Annotated in this window: 16 protein-coding genes; all 16 read left to right on the top strand. The window is 70.9% G+C overall.

From position 1 onward, the window contains the following. Positions 1-9 precede the first annotated feature (9 nt). The 16 genes from Sp245p_RS34785 to Sp245p_RS04090 all read left to right on the top strand — a co-directional run bounded on the left by Sp245p_RS34785 (position 10) and on the right by Sp245p_RS04090 (position 15,426). Positions 10-786, top strand: coding sequence for a hypothetical protein (locus tag Sp245p_RS34785; RefSeq protein ID WP_165359963.1), 777 nt, complete (start codon positions 10-12; stop codon positions 784-786). Positions 787-794: 8 nt separating this feature from the next. Then, entirely contained in the window at positions 795-1,289 is a 495-nt protein-coding gene (locus tag Sp245p_RS04160) for an exported protein of unknown function (protein WP_014241394.1), read from the top strand. 350 nt (positions 1,290-1,639) lie between these two features. After that, the gene (locus Sp245p_RS04155; RefSeq protein WP_014241395.1) at positions 1,640-2,407 is read left to right on the top strand and encodes a sulfite exporter TauE/SafE family protein; all 768 of its coding nucleotides are present in this window, start codon (positions 1,640-1,642) and stop codon (positions 2,405-2,407) included. A 176-nt stretch (positions 2,408-2,583) separates the two neighbouring features. After that, positions 2,584-3,441: an ABC transporter permease gene (locus tag Sp245p_RS04150; protein WP_109138368.1), complete on the top strand. Its 858-nt coding sequence runs from the start codon at positions 2,584-2,586 to the stop codon at positions 3,439-3,441. 15 nt (positions 3,442-3,456) lie between these two features. Then, positions 3,457-4,245 (top strand): ABC transporter permease, encoded by a 789-nt coding sequence (locus tag Sp245p_RS04145; protein WP_014241398.1) that lies wholly within the window; start codon positions 3,457-3,459, stop codon positions 4,243-4,245. Positions 4,246-4,273: 28 nt separating this feature from the next. Then, on the top strand, positions 4,274-5,026 hold the full coding sequence (locus Sp245p_RS04140; protein WP_014241399.1) for an ABC transporter ATP-binding protein: 753 nt from the start codon (positions 4,274-4,276) through the stop codon (positions 5,024-5,026). A gap of 309 nt (positions 5,027-5,335) precedes the next feature. After that, on the top strand, positions 5,336-6,580 hold the full coding sequence (locus tag Sp245p_RS04135) for an MFS transporter (protein WP_014241400.1): 1,245 nt from the start codon (positions 5,336-5,338) through the stop codon (positions 6,578-6,580). Beyond that, positions 6,577-7,632 (top strand): ABC transporter substrate-binding protein, encoded by a 1,056-nt coding sequence (locus Sp245p_RS04130; RefSeq protein ID WP_014241401.1) that lies wholly within the window; start codon positions 6,577-6,579, stop codon positions 7,630-7,632. The genes Sp245p_RS04135 and Sp245p_RS04130 overlap by 4 nt, the downstream gene beginning before the upstream one ends. Positions 7,633-7,646: 14 nt before the next feature. After that, entirely contained in the window at positions 7,647-9,239 is a 1,593-nt protein-coding gene (locus Sp245p_RS04125) for an FAD-binding protein (RefSeq protein WP_109138367.1), read from the top strand. Further along, positions 9,236-9,601, top strand: coding sequence for a 4Fe-4S dicluster domain-containing protein (locus Sp245p_RS04120; protein WP_014241402.1), 366 nt, complete (start codon positions 9,236-9,238; stop codon positions 9,599-9,601). The genes Sp245p_RS04125 and Sp245p_RS04120 overlap by 4 nt, the downstream gene beginning before the upstream one ends. Positions 9,602-10,163: 562 nt before the next feature. Continuing rightward, positions 10,164-10,790, top strand: coding sequence for a malonic semialdehyde reductase (locus Sp245p_RS04115; protein ID WP_014241403.1), 627 nt, complete (start codon positions 10,164-10,166; stop codon positions 10,788-10,790). 65 nt (positions 10,791-10,855) lie between these two features. Then, positions 10,856-11,662: an HAD-IIB family hydrolase gene (locus Sp245p_RS04110; RefSeq protein WP_211101759.1), complete on the top strand. Its 807-nt coding sequence runs from the start codon at positions 10,856-10,858 to the stop codon at positions 11,660-11,662. A gap of 18 nt (positions 11,663-11,680) precedes the next feature. Further along, the gene (locus Sp245p_RS04105) at positions 11,681-12,598 is read left to right on the top strand and encodes a LysR substrate-binding domain-containing protein (RefSeq protein ID WP_041811232.1); all 918 of its coding nucleotides are present in this window, start codon (positions 11,681-11,683) and stop codon (positions 12,596-12,598) included. Between the two features lie 102 nt (positions 12,599-12,700). After that, positions 12,701-13,510, top strand: a complete 810-nt coding sequence (locus tag Sp245p_RS04100; RefSeq protein WP_014241407.1) for an ABC transporter permease subunit — start codon at positions 12,701-12,703, stop codon at positions 13,508-13,510. Between the two features lie 6 nt (positions 13,511-13,516). Next, positions 13,517-14,365, top strand: coding sequence for an ABC transporter ATP-binding protein (locus tag Sp245p_RS04095; RefSeq protein ID WP_014241408.1), 849 nt, complete (start codon positions 13,517-13,519; stop codon positions 14,363-14,365). A 26-nt stretch (positions 14,366-14,391) separates the two neighbouring features. After that, positions 14,392-15,426 (top strand): ABC transporter substrate-binding protein, encoded by a 1,035-nt coding sequence (locus Sp245p_RS04090; RefSeq protein ID WP_014241409.1) that lies wholly within the window; start codon positions 14,392-14,394, stop codon positions 15,424-15,426. The last annotated feature ends 33 nt before the right edge of the window (positions 15,427-15,459 follow it).

The raw sequence follows: 15,459 nt of genomic DNA, 5'->3' as shown, positions 1-15,459 counted from the left end.
GACCACATCATGGCATCGCACACCGCTTCGCTGCCTCATTTAACCACCGGCCGCGCCGGCCGGACGATTGCGGTCGCGCTGGCGGGATCGCTGCTGCTGTCGGCGTGCGCCACGACGGGCGGCAGCACCGCCTCCGGCCAGTGCTCCAGCAGCACGGCGCAGCTCTCGGCCGCCGAGATGCAGCTCTGCAAGGATTCGCAGGTCTTCAACGAGACGGTGGCCGGCGGCGCCGCCGCGGGCGCGTTGGCCGGCATCCTGGTGGGGGCGCTGGCCGGCGCCTTGACCGGCGACGCCCGCAACATCGCCAAGGGCGCGGTGATCGGCGGCGTGGCCGGCGGCATCGCCGGCGGCGTGGACGGTTACATCACCGCCAAGGCCCAGGAATCCGGCAACAACCGCGTGCGCATGGTCGAGGCGATGACCCGCGACGTCGACGCCGACAACACGCGGCTGAAAGCGCTGGTCAACAGCTCCAACCAGGTGCTGGCCGACTCGCGCTCCCGTCTGGAACGCACGACCGCCGAATACAAGTCCGGCAAGACCTCGCTCGCCAATCTGGAGAGCGAGCGCAAGCGCCTGGAGGACAATCGCGGGCTGATGCAGGCGTCGCTGGAGTCGCTGCGCAAGAAGCGCGACAACTACCAGGAGGCCAGCCTGCAGATGGCGAGCAACGGTGCCTCCACCACGCAGTTCAACAGCAAGATCTCGGAGCTGAACACGCAGATCGCGCAGCTCGAAGAGAATGTCAGCGGCATGAACGCCGCCCTGACGATCTCCAAGGTTTAAGGGGCGGCATGATGAACGGACGGACGAGAGCCATCCTCCTTGCCGGTGGCGTGGCCGTGCTGCTCAGCGGCTGCGTGAGCACCTACATGGACCAGAAGGCCGACCTGCGCGCCGGCGGGCCGCAGGTGCGCGAGGCCGCGGCGCGCCAGCAGTACACCTCCGCCAAGGCGCAGAACACCGACCTGAATGACCAGCTGGTGTCCACCCAGCGCGACATCGACCGCAACGAACGGCGCATCGCCGCAGCCCAGATGCAGCTGAGCGCGGTCCGCCAGGATCTCGACCGCGCCCGGCGCGGCAAGAAGCTCAGCGAGTCCGAGTACCGGCGGATGCGGGCGGAAGCCGACGAGCTCAACCGCGACATCACGGAGCTGGATTTCAAGATGAAGGCCGGCGGGGCCTCCACCCCGGCCGATGCCGCCGAGAAGGAGCGGCAGATCCAAGCGCTGGAAAAGAAGAAGGCGGAGCTGGAGAAAGCCATTCAACTGACGCTCGGCCAGTGAGGCGCAAGGCGCTCGATGGCCTCCATCGAGCGCCTCCGCTGCGAAGCCAGCCCTGGCCCAGAGCCGGTTCAGGGCAGCCGCGCCGATTGGGCCTTGGGCTGGTGTACTGCTCGCCACCCGGCCCTGTGCATGGCTTCAAGAGGCCCGTTGCGGCAGCGGTGTGTCGACTTTGGAAAGGTGGCTCCACCTCCGGCCAGGCCCCGGCGGTGGAATTGGACATGAGCCTGCGCGAACCCGAATACACGATCTGACGAACCCGCGTATTCCATCGGTGGTGCCATCGTGGCGATGGGGCGCTACAGTTCGCGTCCGGCCGGACCGCCGGGCGGCAAGGGACTCCGGGAGCGGTGATGGAAGCGTCGTTGTGGATCGTCGCACTGGGCGCAGCCGTGGCCGGGTTCGTCCAAGGCCTGTCGGGGTTCGCCTTCGGGATGGTGGCCATGTCCTTCTGGGCCTGGGGCCTCGACCCTCGGACCGCCGCCGTCCTGACGGTGTTCGGCGCCCTGACCGGGCAGGTGATCGCCGGCCTGTCGATGCGGCGCACGGTGCGCCTTTCCGGCCTGATGCCGCTGCTGGCCGGCGGGTTGGCCGGAATCCCGCTGGGGGTCGCCGTCCTGCCCTACCTGGACGCCCGGCTGTTCAAGCTGGGGCTCGGAACCATGCTGGCGGTTTGGTGCCCGATCATGCTGCTGTCCCGGCATCTGCCCACCTTGGCGCCACGCCCGCGCGCAGCGGTGGCGGCGGATGCGGCGGTCGGGCTGGCCGGCGGCGTCATGGGCGGCCTCGGCGGCTTCACCGGAGTCGTGCCGGCCTTGTGGTACAGTTTGCGGCCTCTGGACAAGGACGGCCGCCGCGCCGCCATCCAAACCTTCAACCTCGTCACGCTCGGCGCCACCATGGCGGCCTACACGGCGTCCGGAACGGTGACGGCGGAGATGCTTCCCCTGTTCGCCGTGGTCGCACCGTCCATGCTGCTGCCCATTCTGCTCGGCGGGCGGGTCTACATCGGCATCAGCGAGGCGGACTTCCGGCGGATCGTTCTGGCCCTTCTGACCGCGTCGGGCATCGCCATGCTGGCGGCGTCCCTGCCGTCCGTGCTGCTGCCGCCCGCAAGCTGATTGCCCGCAAGCTGATTGGTGGATACACGGCAGCGTCGGCATTTCCCCGAACGCTGGCATGGCAACGGGCAACCGCGCCCATTATTCACAAATGAAATTAGCTGTTGACATGCTTTGAACACATCAAGAGTAATATCCATACTTGAATTGTAGACATTCCGAAGGAAGACCGCTCCATGCCGTCGGACCTGACCGTTGCCGAAAGAGGTGCATGGCGGCCCACGCCGGCCGTGCGCATGGCGCCTCGGCGTCCGGAGCGCACCGCTTGGCTGACGGAACGGGCGGCGGCGCTGCTTCTCCCGCTTGTGGTGCCCGCCGTCCTGCTTGCGCTGTGGCAGCTTTCCGCCACGCTCGGCTGGGTGTCGGTCCAGGTCCTGCCGCCGCCGGCCCTAGTGGCCCAGACCCTGTTCGACCTGCTGTGGTCGGGCGACATCTCCGGAAATCTTTGGATCAGCCTGCGCCGCATCCTGTCGGGCTTCCTGATCGGCGGGCTCGCCGGCATGGCGCTCGGCGTCGCGATGGGGCTTTCCCCGCGGGTCGAGCATTACCTGAGCCCGCTGTTCCGCGCGGTCGCCCAGGTGCCGTCCCTCGGCTGGCTGCCCTTCCTGATCCTGCTGGTCGGCATCGGCGAGCCGCTGAAGTTCCTGATCATCGCCAAGGCCTGCTTCGTGCCGATGGCGCTGAACAGCTTCGAAGGCATCCGCAACATCCCGCCCTCCTTCCTGGAGGTGGCCCGCGTGTTTCGCCTCAGCCGCCGCGCGCTGGTGCTCAAGGTGGTGCTGCCCGCCACCCTGCCGCCCGTTTTCAGCGGCGTGCGGCTGGCGCTGAGCCACGCCTGGATCGCCCTGGTGATCGTGGAGATGCTCGCCTCGACCGAGGGCATCGGTTACCTCACCGCCTGGGGCCGGACGCTGTTCCAGGTGGACGTCGTGATGGCCGGAATGGCGGTGATCGGCGTCGTCGGGCTGGCGATGGACGCCGGCCTGAAGCGGATCGAGCGGCGCCTGCGCCGCTGGTCGCCGGCCCAAGCCTGAACGGACGGTGACGCGATGCCCGCCGCCCCGCCCGTCCTCCACGCGCCCGGCCCGCGGATTCGGCGCGGCGCGGTCCTTCCCGCCGCCCTTCTGCTGGCCTGGGCCGCCGCCGCCCATTCCGGCCTGGTGAGCGGCCATCTGCTGGTGCCGGTGGAGAAGGTCGCGCTGGTGCCCTTCCTGGACCCGCAAGGCGTCCATCTGTGGCCGGGGCTGGCCGCCAGCCTCGCCCGCATGGCTGCCGGCTTCACCATCGGGGCCGCCGCGGGGCTGCTGTTCGGCTTGGGCATGGGGTTGTCGCGCACGGCGGACCGCCTGTTCGGACCGACTTTCCACGCCGTCCGTCAGATCGCCCTCTACGCCTGGATTCCCCTTCTGACCGCGTGGTTCGGCAACGGGGAGCCGGCCAAGGTGGTGTTCATCGCGCTGTCCGCCTTCTTCCCCATGGTCCTGAACACGCAGGAGGGGTTGCGCACGGTGCCCGCCGCCTATCGCGAGGTGGCGCGCGTGCTGACCCTGTCGCGATGGCAGCTCGTGCGCCGGGTCCTTCTGCCGGGGGCCATGCCGTCGATCGCCATCGGGGTGCAGTTGGCGCTGATCTACGCCTGGCTGGCCACGGTCGGGGCCGAATACGCCATGGGGTTGGGACGGGGCGTCGGCACCCTGCTGTCGGAGGGGCGGGAGCATTTCCGCATGGACATCGTCATCGTCGGCGTCCTGACGCTGGCCCTGGTCGGCTTCGCCATCAACGCCGTCTTCGGGCGGATCTTCGCGCGCGCCCTGCGCTGGCGCGGGCCGGCCCGCTGATGACCGGCCCGCTGAAAGGACATCCCGAATGACCACCCCCGGCTCCCTCGACCTGCGCGCGGTCGGCAAGACCTACGCGGTCGACGGCCACCCGCTGACCGTGCTCCAGGACATCGACCTGCGCATCGAGCCGGGCGAGTTCCTGGCCATCGTCGGCGCCAGCGGCTGCGGCAAGTCGACGCTGCTGCGCCTGATCATCGGGCTGGACGACGGCTATGACGGAGACATCCTGCTCGACGGCCACCGCATCACCGGGCCGGGGCTGGAGCGCGGCATCGTCTTCCAGGAGCACCGCCTGTTTCCCTGGCTGACGGTGGAGGAGAATGTCGGAATCGGCCTGGAGGCCACCGCGGTCCCCGCCGCCGAGAAGCGGCGCGCCATCCGCGAGCACATCGCCCTCGTGGGCTTGAGCGGATTCGAGACGGCCTATCCCTACCAGCTTTCCGGCGGCATGGCCCAGCGCGCGGCGATCGCCCGCGGTCTGGTCAACCGGCCGGAAATCCTGCTGCTGGACGAGCCGCTGGGCGCGCTCGACAGCCTGACGCGCGCGCATCTGCAGGACGAGCTGCTGCGCATCTGGACGCAGGAGAACGTCACCATGCTGCTGGTCACCCACGATGTGGAGGAAGCGGTCTACCTCGCCGACCGCGTCGTGGTGATGGAGCCGCGTCCGGGCCGCATCCGCCGCGTCCTTCCGGTCGACCTGCCCCGCCCGCGCAACCGCGCCACGCCGGCCTTCGCCGCCGTCAAGGAAACGATCATCCAAGAGCTGAGGCGCTGATCCCGGACACGAACAAACAGGCCAGACACGAACATACAGGAGAGTCGCGGACCATTGACGCCGTCCGCCACGCAGAACCGGACGCCGGGCATCGGCGGCAACATCACGCGGCGCTCCCGCCACGTGCTCAGCGCCTGACACGGTTTCCCCTTTCGGCATCGAATCCTCCCGAACCCGGCGCTCCTTCGCGGGACGCTCCCTTTCCCGGAACCCGCCGCCCCCAACCCCTCCCACACCTGCGGAGAGTCGAGCATGACCCAGTCCTGGACGCCCCGCACGGCGGACGGCAAGCCGAAAGCCTGATCCGGCATGGACACCGTTCCAAACGCCGCCCGGACCGCCGAATGGCGGGTCATCGCCCCCATGCTGGTCATCGTGCTGTTCGTCATGTGCGGCATGGGCATGGTGATCCCGGTGCTGTCGCTCTACGCCCAGTCCTTCGGGGTCGGGCCGGCGCTGATCGGCCTCATCATCACCGTCTTCGGGGTGGCGCGGCTGTTCGTCAACCTGCCGGCGGGCATCCTGGCCGACCGCTACGGGCGCCGAGCCTTGCTGTGGGGCGGGCCGCTGGTCCTGGGCGGCGCCTCCATCGCCGCCGCGCTGGCGGAGGATTTCGCCGTCCTGCTGGTCTGGCGCTTCGTCCAGGGGGTGGGGTCCGGCCTCTACATGACCGGGGCGATGGTCGCCATCGCCGATCTTGGTGACAGCCGCAGCCGGGGCCGGCGCATGGGGGCGTACCAGACGGCGCTGCTGACCGGCGCGTCCATCGGCCCGCTGATGGGTGGGCTGCTGGCCGAGCGCTGGGGCTACACCGCCCCCTTCTGGGGCTTCGCCGCGGTCAGCGGCCTCGCCGCCCTGTTCGCCTTCCTGGCCCTTCCGGAAACGCGCCGGCCGGCCAACGCCAACGCCGGCGCCGACACCCGCCCGCCGGAGCGCGGCGGTGTCCGCGACCTGCTGAGGCAACGGGGGTACGCTCCCGTCCTGCTGGTCACCTTCGGGGTCTTCTTCACCCGCACAGCGGCGCAGTGGCAGTTGATCCCGCTGGTGGCGGCCCACCGCTTCGGCATGGCGCCCGATGCCATCGGGCTGGCGCTGACCCTGTCGGCGGGGGTGACTCTGGTCACCACGCCGCTGGCCGGCTGGCTGGCAGACCGGGTGCCGCGGCGGGGCCTGATCGTGGCGTCGGCCGCGTCGGTGGCGGTGGCCCTGGGGCTGATCGCCGCCTGTCCGACGGTTCCGCTGTTCTGGGGAGCCCTGGCGCTGCTCGGCCTCGCGCTGGGGCTGGGGGGGCCGGCCTCCTCCGCCTTCGCCGCAGGCTGCGCGCCCGACGGACGGCTCGGCCCGACGCTCGGCCTGCTGCGCACGGCGGGCGACGTCGGCTTCGTCGCCGGTCCGCTGGTCGCCGGCTTCGCCGTCGCCGTCTCGGACACCGCGTTCGGCGGCGGAGAGGCCGCCGGCCTGTTCGTCAACGCCGCCCTCATGGCCATTGCCGCCGCCGCTTTCGCCGCCGGCACGCACCGCCTTTCTCCGCTACCCAAGGAAACCACCGCATGAGATTGCTCCGCGCCCTCGCCGCCACCCTGGCCCTTCTCGCCGCCGCGCCGGCCCTTGCCGAGGAGGCGCCCGCGGTCATCCGCTTCGGCTCGGTCGGCTTCGGCCCCGGCCAGCCCTTCGGCACCGGCCTGGTCGGCGCCGCCCACAGCAAGGGCTTCGTCGAGGCGGAGTTCAAGGACACCCCGACCAAGCTGGAATGGACCTACTTCCACGCCACCGGCCCGGCCATCAACGAGGCGCTGTCCAACCGCCAGGTCGACTTCGCGGTGTATGGCGGGCTGCCGAACATCATCGGCAAGGCGGGCGGCCTGCCGACGAAGATCCTGCTGTCCGGCGACCGCACCACCGTCTTCGCCGTCGCGCGCAGCGACCTGCCGATCACCTCCGTCCAGGATCTGAAGGGCCGCAGGATCGCCGTGCAGAAGGCCACGATCATCCATTTCGTCCTGCTGAAGACGCTGGAGGCCAACGGCCTGTCGGAGAAGGACGTCTCCATCGTCGAGCTGAAGAACGCCGATCAGCTCGCCGCGCTGCAGAGCGGCGCGGTGGACGCCGCCTTCGGCGCCAGCTTCCTGCTGGGGCTGCGCGACCAGGGCGTGGTCAAGGTGATCGCCAGCACCAAGACCGGCGGCCCTACCGTCCAGACCTTCGGCGGCGTTCTGGTGCACGACGCCTTCGAGAAGGCTTATCCGGGCGCCACGGCGAAGGTGGTGCGCGGCTTCGTCAAGGCCGCCCACTGGGCCGGTCTGGAGGAGAACCGGGAGGAAGCGCTCCAGGTCTGGGGCAAGTCCGGCATCCCGTTGAGCGCGCTGCGGGAGGATTACGCCGGCTCCCCGGTGAAGGAACAGATCAACCCGCTGCTCGACGACTTCACCCTGTCCCGCTTCGCCGCCGGCATCGCGTTCGCCAAACAGCAGAGGCTGATCCGCGCGGACGTGGACCTCAAGAGCTGGGTCGACCCGTCCTATCTGAACGCCGCCCTGCGCGACCTCGGCCTGGAGGGCTTCTGGACGGAGCGCGCCGCCGACGGCTCGCCCAAGCCGCGCGGTTGAGGAGAATGCGTGCCATGAGCGAATCCACCCTCCATCTGACCGCCGATGTCCTGGTGGTCGGCGGCGGTCCCGCCGGCTGCTGGGCGGCACTGGCGGCGCGGCGCGCCGGGGCCAGCGTGGTGCTTGCTGAAAAGGGCTATGTCGGCACCTCGGGCGCCACGCCGCCCGCCAACACGACTCTGTTCTACACGGTGCCCGGCGACCGCCTCCAGAACGACGGCATGGTCGATCACCGCATCGCCCCCGCCAAGGGATTCATCGTCCGCGACTTCGTCCGCCGCGTCTACGACGAGACCACCGTCAACACCGAACTGATGACCCGCTGGGGCTATCCCTGGCCGCGCAACGAGACGGGCAAGACCTTCCGCGGCAATCTGCGCGGACCCGACTACATGATCTTCCTGCGCAAGCGCCTGCTGGCGGAGGGGGTGCGCATCCTCGACCACAGCCCGGCGCTGGAATTGCTGACCGCCGACGGCGTGGCCGCCGGGGCCGCCGGGATCACCCGCCGGAGCGGCGACCGCTGGGAGGTCCGCGCCGGGGCGGTGGTCGTCGCCACGGGCGGCTGCGCCTTCCGCTCCGGCGTGGTCGGCACGCACAACCTGACCGGCGACGGCTACCTGCTGGCCGCCGAGGCCGGGGCGCGCTTCTCCGGCATGGAGTTCTCCGGCCAGTGGGCGCTCGCCCCGGCGGAGGGCGGGCTGACCAAGGGCATCATCTATTTCAGCGGCAGTTTCAGCGACGCCGACGGCACCCCCATCCCGCACCCCGGCGTGCCCGACGCGCTGGCCGCCGGGCGGAGCGTCCATGCGGTGCTCGACCGGGCCGACCCCTATCTGGAGGACGGTTACCGCAAGGGCCAACCGAACATCTTCGTCTATTTCCACCGGCTGGGCGGCAACCCCTTCACGGATCGCTATCCCGTCCGGTTGCTGTACGAGGGCACGGTGCGTGCGGCCGGCGGGTTGGACGTGGACGAGCGCTGCGCCACCTCCGTCCCCGGCCTCTACGCGGTTGGCGACGCCACCACGCGGGAGAAGCTGACCGGAGCGGCGATGAGCGGCGGCGGTCCGGCGGTCGCCTGGTGCATCGCATCCGGCACCTGGGCCGGGCAGGCGGCGACCGCCTTCGCCCGCCAGGTCGCCGCGGGAACGGCGGGGCTGGCCGGACGGCCGGTCCAGGCGATCGGCGGCGCCGGGCTGCGGCCCGCCGCGAACCCCGATCCGGAACGGACGGCGGAGGCGGTCACCCGCGCCGTGCAGCAGGAGATCCTGCCGCTCGACCGCAACTACCGGCGGACCGGCCCCGGCATCGCGGCGGCGCTGGAGCGTCTGGACGGGCTGTGGGAGGCCGCGCGCGACGGGCTGGCGCCGCCGGCCGGGGCCACGCCACGCGACATCGTCCGCGCGCGCGAAGCGGCGGCGCTGGTCGCCACCGCCCGCTGGATTCTGGCGAGCGCCGGGCAGCGCACCGAAACGCGCGGCCTGCACCGGCGGGCGGATTTCCCCGGCCTCGACCCCGCCCAGCACCATCATCTTCTCAGCGGCGGCCTCGACCGGGTCTGGGTCCGCCGCGCCGACCCACACGAGGAGGCGGTCGCCGCATGATCGAACTCATCCTGTCCGAGCGCTGCATCGCCTGCGGCACCTGCGCCAAGGTCTGCCCCGACGACGTTCTGCGCACCGACGCGGCGGGGGAGCCCGTCATCGCCCACAAGGAGGATTGCCAGACCTGCTATCTGTGCGAGCTGTTCTGCCCGGTGGACGCGCTCTACGTCTCGCCGCGCACGGCCCCCGACCCGACGGTGGACGCCGCCGCGTTGATCGCCGCCGGCCTGATCGGCAGCTACCGCCGCGAGTTGGGCTGGACACGGGGCCGCCCCGGCGGCACGGAGACGGACCTGTCCTACCGCATGCACGAAGCCTTCGCCGAACCGTTCGGCGAGATCTGGAAACGCTCCGGCATCTGACGCCGTGGGCGGACCCGACAGACGAAGCCTTCGGGCGGCGTCTGTCCGACACGAGGCTTCGGGAGGCGGAGCTCCCGGCCTGCCCCCGAAGTCCTCCTCATCGTTCGGTCCATCGTCCGGGGTCCGGCAAGCCCATGGCGCGGATCGCCGCCACATTCGCCCAGCAGGGGTCGATCGGCGTCCCATCATGCCCCGCATGGGCCGGATGGCCGCCGGTGAATCCGCCGACCGCCCCCGTCCGTGGGGATCAGGAGGCGTCCCGTGTCGCTCATTCCTGTTCTCCTGCCCTGTCCTCCCGCGATGGCTGCGTCCCGTCCGGGTCGCGGGATCGTCGGAAAACCTCGCCCGGGACGAAGCGCGCGCTTGACGTCGGGCATAAATCCTATTTTTCTATATGGAATATATATTATAAGTACGTTCGCGAATTGTTGTTATGAGCACCGCAGCCGTCGGCCCCCCTGGCGGGCGCATCGGACGGAGGGCGCGCGGACGATCCGCCGTCCTGCTTCGCCGCCCTGCCCTGACCCGACCGCCCCCTTTCTCCCAGACGGAGCCTCGCTTCATGCCGGACACCCTCGTTTCCGCCGAATCTTCCATTGACGGTCTTCCGGACGACCTCGTGCCGGCTGCCGAGCGCCTGTTCCTGAACGCCCGCACGCCGCAGTCCTGGTCGGACCGCCCGGTCCCGCTGGAGACGCTGCACCGGCTTTACGAGCTGGTCCGGCTGGCGCCGACCGCCTTCAACGGCAGTCCGGCGCGCTTCGTCTTCCTGACGACGCCGGAGGCCAAGGAACGGCTGCGCCCGGCGCTGAGCCGCGGGAACCTGTCCAAGCTGGCCGCCGGAGTCATTGCCATCGTCGCCTACGACCGCCGCTTCACCGAACATCTGCCGGTGCTGAGCCCGCATTTCGACCCGACGCCGCTGTTCGCCAACGATCCCACCCTGACGGAGGCAACCGCCTTCCGCAGCGGCACGCTCCAGGCCGGCTACCTGATCCTGGCCGCCCGGCTGCTGGGGCTGGACGCCGGGCCGATGTCGGGGTTCGACGCCGACGCGGTGGACCGGGAGTTCTTCCCCGACGGGCGCCTGCACGCCAACATCCTCGTGGCGCTCGGCCATGCCGAAGGGCCGCCGGCCCGTCCCCGCGCACCGCGCCTGGACCTGTCCCAGGCCGTGACCATCCTGTGAGCCAACCGCGGTACGAGGGCGCACGCCATGACCGATCCCACCGGGGTGCGGCGCCCGGAGAAGGCGTGAGCCCCCCTGCCGTCTTGCGCCCGCTGGCGCAGGCGCCCGCGGCGGATCTCGCCCGGGTGCGCTTCGTGCTGACCGACATGGACGACACGCTGACCCACCGGGGCCGCCTGTCCGCCCGCACCTACGACGCCATCGAACGGTTGCGGGACGCCGGGCTTCCGGTGCTGCCGGTGACCGCCGCCCCCGCCGGCTGGGCCGACCAGATGGCCCGCATGTGGCCGGTGGACGGAGTGATCGCCGAGAACGGCGGCCTGTTCCTGCGCCGCACCCCGGACGGCGACGCCGAGCGCCGCTTCTGGCACGGGGAGGCGGAGCGGGCGGCGGCCGCGGAACGGCTCGACCGGCTGTCGCACGCCATTCGCGAGGCGTTGCCGGGGGTGGAGCCGGCGAGCGACCAGCCCTTCCGCCTGACCAGCCTCGCCTTCCGCGCGCCGGAGGATGCCGGGTTGCGGGCGGCCCTGGCCGCGCGCTTCCGCGAGGCCGGGGCGGACGTGACGGTCAATTCGCTGTGGGTGCTGGGCTGGATCGGCGGCTACGACAAGCTGACCATGGCCCGCCGCGTGCTGCGCGAGACCCACGGCCTGGACATCGACGCCGCCGCCGATGCGGTCGCCTACGCCGGCGATTCGGTCAACGACGCGCCGATGTTCGCCCATTTCCCGCTGTCGGTCGGCGTCAGCACGGTGGCCGACATCCTGCCCGAGCTTCCCGCGCCGCCCGCCTGGATCACCCGCGGCCCCGGCGGCGACGGCTTCGTGGAGCTGGCCGACGCGCTGCTGGCCGCCCGCGGCACGGTCCGCTGACGCGCGGCGGGGGTAGTGATGCTTCCCACCAACCTCGACATGGACGTGCTGCGGGCGCTGGTCATCGCCATGGAGCATGGCGGATTCGCCCGCGCCGCCGAGCGGCTGGGCCGCACCCAGTCGGCGATCAGCCTCCAGATGAAGAAGCTGGAGGAGCAGGTCGGCCAGCCGCTGTTCCGCAAGGCGGGCCGCACAGTGGCGCTGACCGACGCCGGGGATCTGCTGCTGGGCTACGCCCGCCGCCTCGTCGCCCTGAACGACGAGGCGCTGTCCGCCGTGCGCGGGCGGGCGATGGACGGCACCGTGCGGGTCGGCTTCCCGCAGGATCTGGCGGAACGCTGGCTGCCCGCCGTGCTCGGCTCCTTCCACCGCGCCCATCCGCGCATCCATGTGGAGGCGCAGGTGGGCCGCGGGCGCGAACTGCGCGAGAGGGTCGCGCACGGAGCGCTCGATCTGGCCTTGGCCTTCGGTGAGATCGGCGACACGCCCGGCATTCCCGGTGCGGCGGCGCTCGCCCATCTGCCGGTGGTCTGGGTGGCGCCGAAGGGATTCCGGGGCGATCCGGAAACCTCTCTGCCGCTCGCCCTGCTCGACGCGCCCTGCATGTTCCGCCAGCACGGGATCGAACGGCTGGACGGCGGCGGGCGGCCCTGGCGCATCACCTTCACCAGCCCCAGCCTGTCCGGTTTGTGGGCGGCGGTGGAAGCCGGGCTGGGGGTGACCGTGCGCACCCCGCTGGGCCTGCCGGACACGCTGTCGATCCTCGAACCGGATGGAAGATTGCCGGCGCTCGGCACGGTGCCGCTGGAATTGCACCGCGCGCCGTCCGCGGCCAGCCCCGCGGTGGACCGGCTGTGCGGAATTCTCACCGAATCCCTGGGTGCGATGCTGGCCGGCGCCCGATCGAAAAAACAACACTTAATATTCGTTGCTTGAGAATTTCTGAACAATCCCGTTTGTGTTTTTTGTTTTTCCTATTTCCTCAATAGGAATAGGCTTTTCCCGTAGCGCCAACCCTGGCCGGCTTCGGGAGGCATCATGACGGCAGCCACCGCAAAAAAGCCGGGACGTTCGTCCCGCGCCGCCACGCTCGCGGTGGGCCTGCGCCGCTGCGCGGTGCCTCTGGCCCTGCTGGCGCTGTGGCAGATCAGCGTCGGGCTCGGCTGGATCTCCACCCGGTCCATCCCGTCGCCGACCCAGATCCTGCTGGCCTTCTGGGAACTGACGGCCAGCGGCGAGCTGGCGGTTCATCTGCTGGTGTCGCTGGGCCGGGTCAGCGCCGGGCTGGCCATCGGCGTGTCGGTGGGCACGGTTTGCGCCCTGGTCGCCGGCCTGTCCAAGCGGGGGGAGGACGCGCTGGACGCCCTGCTCCAGATGCTGCGCACCTTGCCCCATCTGGCGCTGGTGCCGCTGTTCATCCTGTGGTTCGGCATCGGCGAGGCGCCGAAGATCGCCCTGGTCGCGCTCGGCTCCGCCTTTCCGATCTATCTGAACCTGTTCGCCGGCATCCGCACCGTCGACGCCAAGGTGGTGGAGGCGGTGTCCACCCTCGGCCTCACCCGGCGGGAGCTGATCGCCCTCGTCATCCTGCCGGGGGCGCTGCCCTCCTTCCTGACCGGCCTGCGCTACGCCCTCGGCGTGGCGTGGCTCAGCCTGGTGGTGGGGGAGCAGATCAACGCCTCCAGCGGCATCGGCTATCTGGCGATGACCGCCCGCGACTTCCTGCGCACCGACGTGATCATCGTCGCCCTGATCGTCTACGCCATCCTGGGGCTGCTCGCCGACCTGATCGTCCGGGCGATCGAGCGGTCGGCCCTGGCTTGGCGCCCCGCCTTCATCAAGGAGTGACCCTCCATGAGCCACAGCCTTCCGCAAACCGCCGCTCCTGAGGCCGAATCCGTCGTGACGGTTCGTGACCTGGTCCGTGGCTTCGGCAACGGCAACGTGCTGGACGGCCTGTCGCTGGATCTTCAGCCGGGGTCTTTCACCGCCCTGCTGGGCCGGTCCGGCTGCGGCAAGTCCACGCTGCTGCGCACGCTGGCGAAGCTGGACCCGGCGCCGCCCGGCACGGTCACGCTGCCCGACGAGGGCGCCGTGGTGTTCCAGGAGCCGCGGCTGGTCCCCTGGATGCCGGTTCTGCGCAACGTCACGCTGGGCCTGCGCCATAGCGACGCGGAAGCCCGCGGCCTTGCCGCCCTGGCGGAGGTCGGGCTGTCCCACCGCAGCCGCGCCTGGCCGCTGACCCTGTCGGGCGGCGAGGCGCAGCGCGCGGCGCTGGCCCGCGCGCTGGTGCGGGAGCCGCGCCTGCTGCTGCTCGACGAGCCCTTCGCGGCGCTCGACGCGCTGACCCGCCTGCGCATGCAGGGGCTGGTCGAAACGCTGTGGCGCGCCCACGCCCCGGCGATCCTGCTGGTGACCCACGACGTGGACGAGGCGTTGCTGCTGGCCGACCGCGCCCTGGTGATGGCCGACGGCCGGATCGCCGCCGACATCCCGATCCCGCTCGCCCGCCCGCGCCGCCACGGCAACCCCGGATTCATCGCGCTGCGCAGCCGCCTGCTCTCCGAACTCGGCATCGACGAGGAGCGTCTCGCCGGGCAGGAGCCGCAGCGCACCGCGACCGATTCCAGATCGGCGGCGCCCGGCGTGGCCGTGGGCGGCTACGCCCTACCGGCGGGAGCCGTCGCCGCCCCTTCCCACTGACTCCCAAACCGCGGGACTCCCGACCCATGCCGTTCGACCCGACCACCGCTTTCGTTTCCCGTTCCCCGTCCGGCATCGGGCGGCGCAGCCTGCTGCGCGGTGCCGCCGGAGCCTGCGGCGCCCTGGCGCTGGGCGGCCTGCCCGCCCCCTCGCGCGCCGCCTCCGGCCCGACGTCGGAAACCGTGCTCCGCATCGCCGACTACAAGGCGCTGGACGGGCTGGCGCTGGAGGCGTCCGGCCAGTTGCCGACACCCTTCCGGTCGCAGTTCGCCGAGTTCGGCTCCGGCAACCTGATCGTGGAGGCGATCAACGCCGGCTCCATCGACGTGGGGTCGAGCAGCGAGATACCGCCCGCCTTCGGCATCGCCGCCGGGGCGCGCCTGTCCATCGTCGCCGTCGTCAAGGACGACGTGAACTGGCAGGTGGTGCTGGTTCCGCCGGACAGCCCGATCCGCTCGGTCGCCGATCTGAAGGGCAAGCGCGTCGGCTATGTCCGCGCCACCACCACGCAATACTACCTCGCCAAGATGCTGGGCGAGGTCGGGCTGCGCTTCACCGACATCCAGCCGGTCGCCCTGACCCCGGCGGAAGGACAGGCCGCCTTCGAACAGGGCGCGCTCGATGCCTGGGCGATCTACGGCTATTCCGTGCCCTTCGCCATCAGGAAGGGGGCGCGGGTCCTCGTCACCTCCAACGGCTATCTGTCGGGCAACTACCTGTATCTCGCCTCGCCCGACGCGCTGGCCGAACCGGGCAAGGCGGCGGCCATCGGGGAGTATTTCCTGCGGCTGCGCCGCGCCTTCGCCTGGCGCGCCGCCAATCTGGAGCGCTGGGCGCAGGTCCATTCCGCGGCCATCGGCGTCTCCGCCGAGATCGATCTGGAAATCCTCCGGAAGAATTCGCGCCAGCGCGACCTCGCCCCGATCACCGACGCCGACGTCGCCTCGGCCCAGAACGTCGCCGACACCTTCCACCAGCTGGGCGTGCTGCCCAGGCGGATCGACATCGCCCCGGCCTTCGACCGCCGCTTCAACGACATCCTGTCGCGTCCGCTCAGTTGAGCGGATGCCGCCCCAACCCTGCTCTATCGCCAC

The organism is Azospirillum baldaniorum (assembly GCF_003119195.2).
Taxonomy (GTDB): domain Bacteria; phylum Pseudomonadota; class Alphaproteobacteria; order Azospirillales; family Azospirillaceae; genus Azospirillum; species Azospirillum baldaniorum.
Note: the sequence above shows the minus strand (reverse complement) of the source record. Positions and strands in the feature narration are given on the sequence as shown.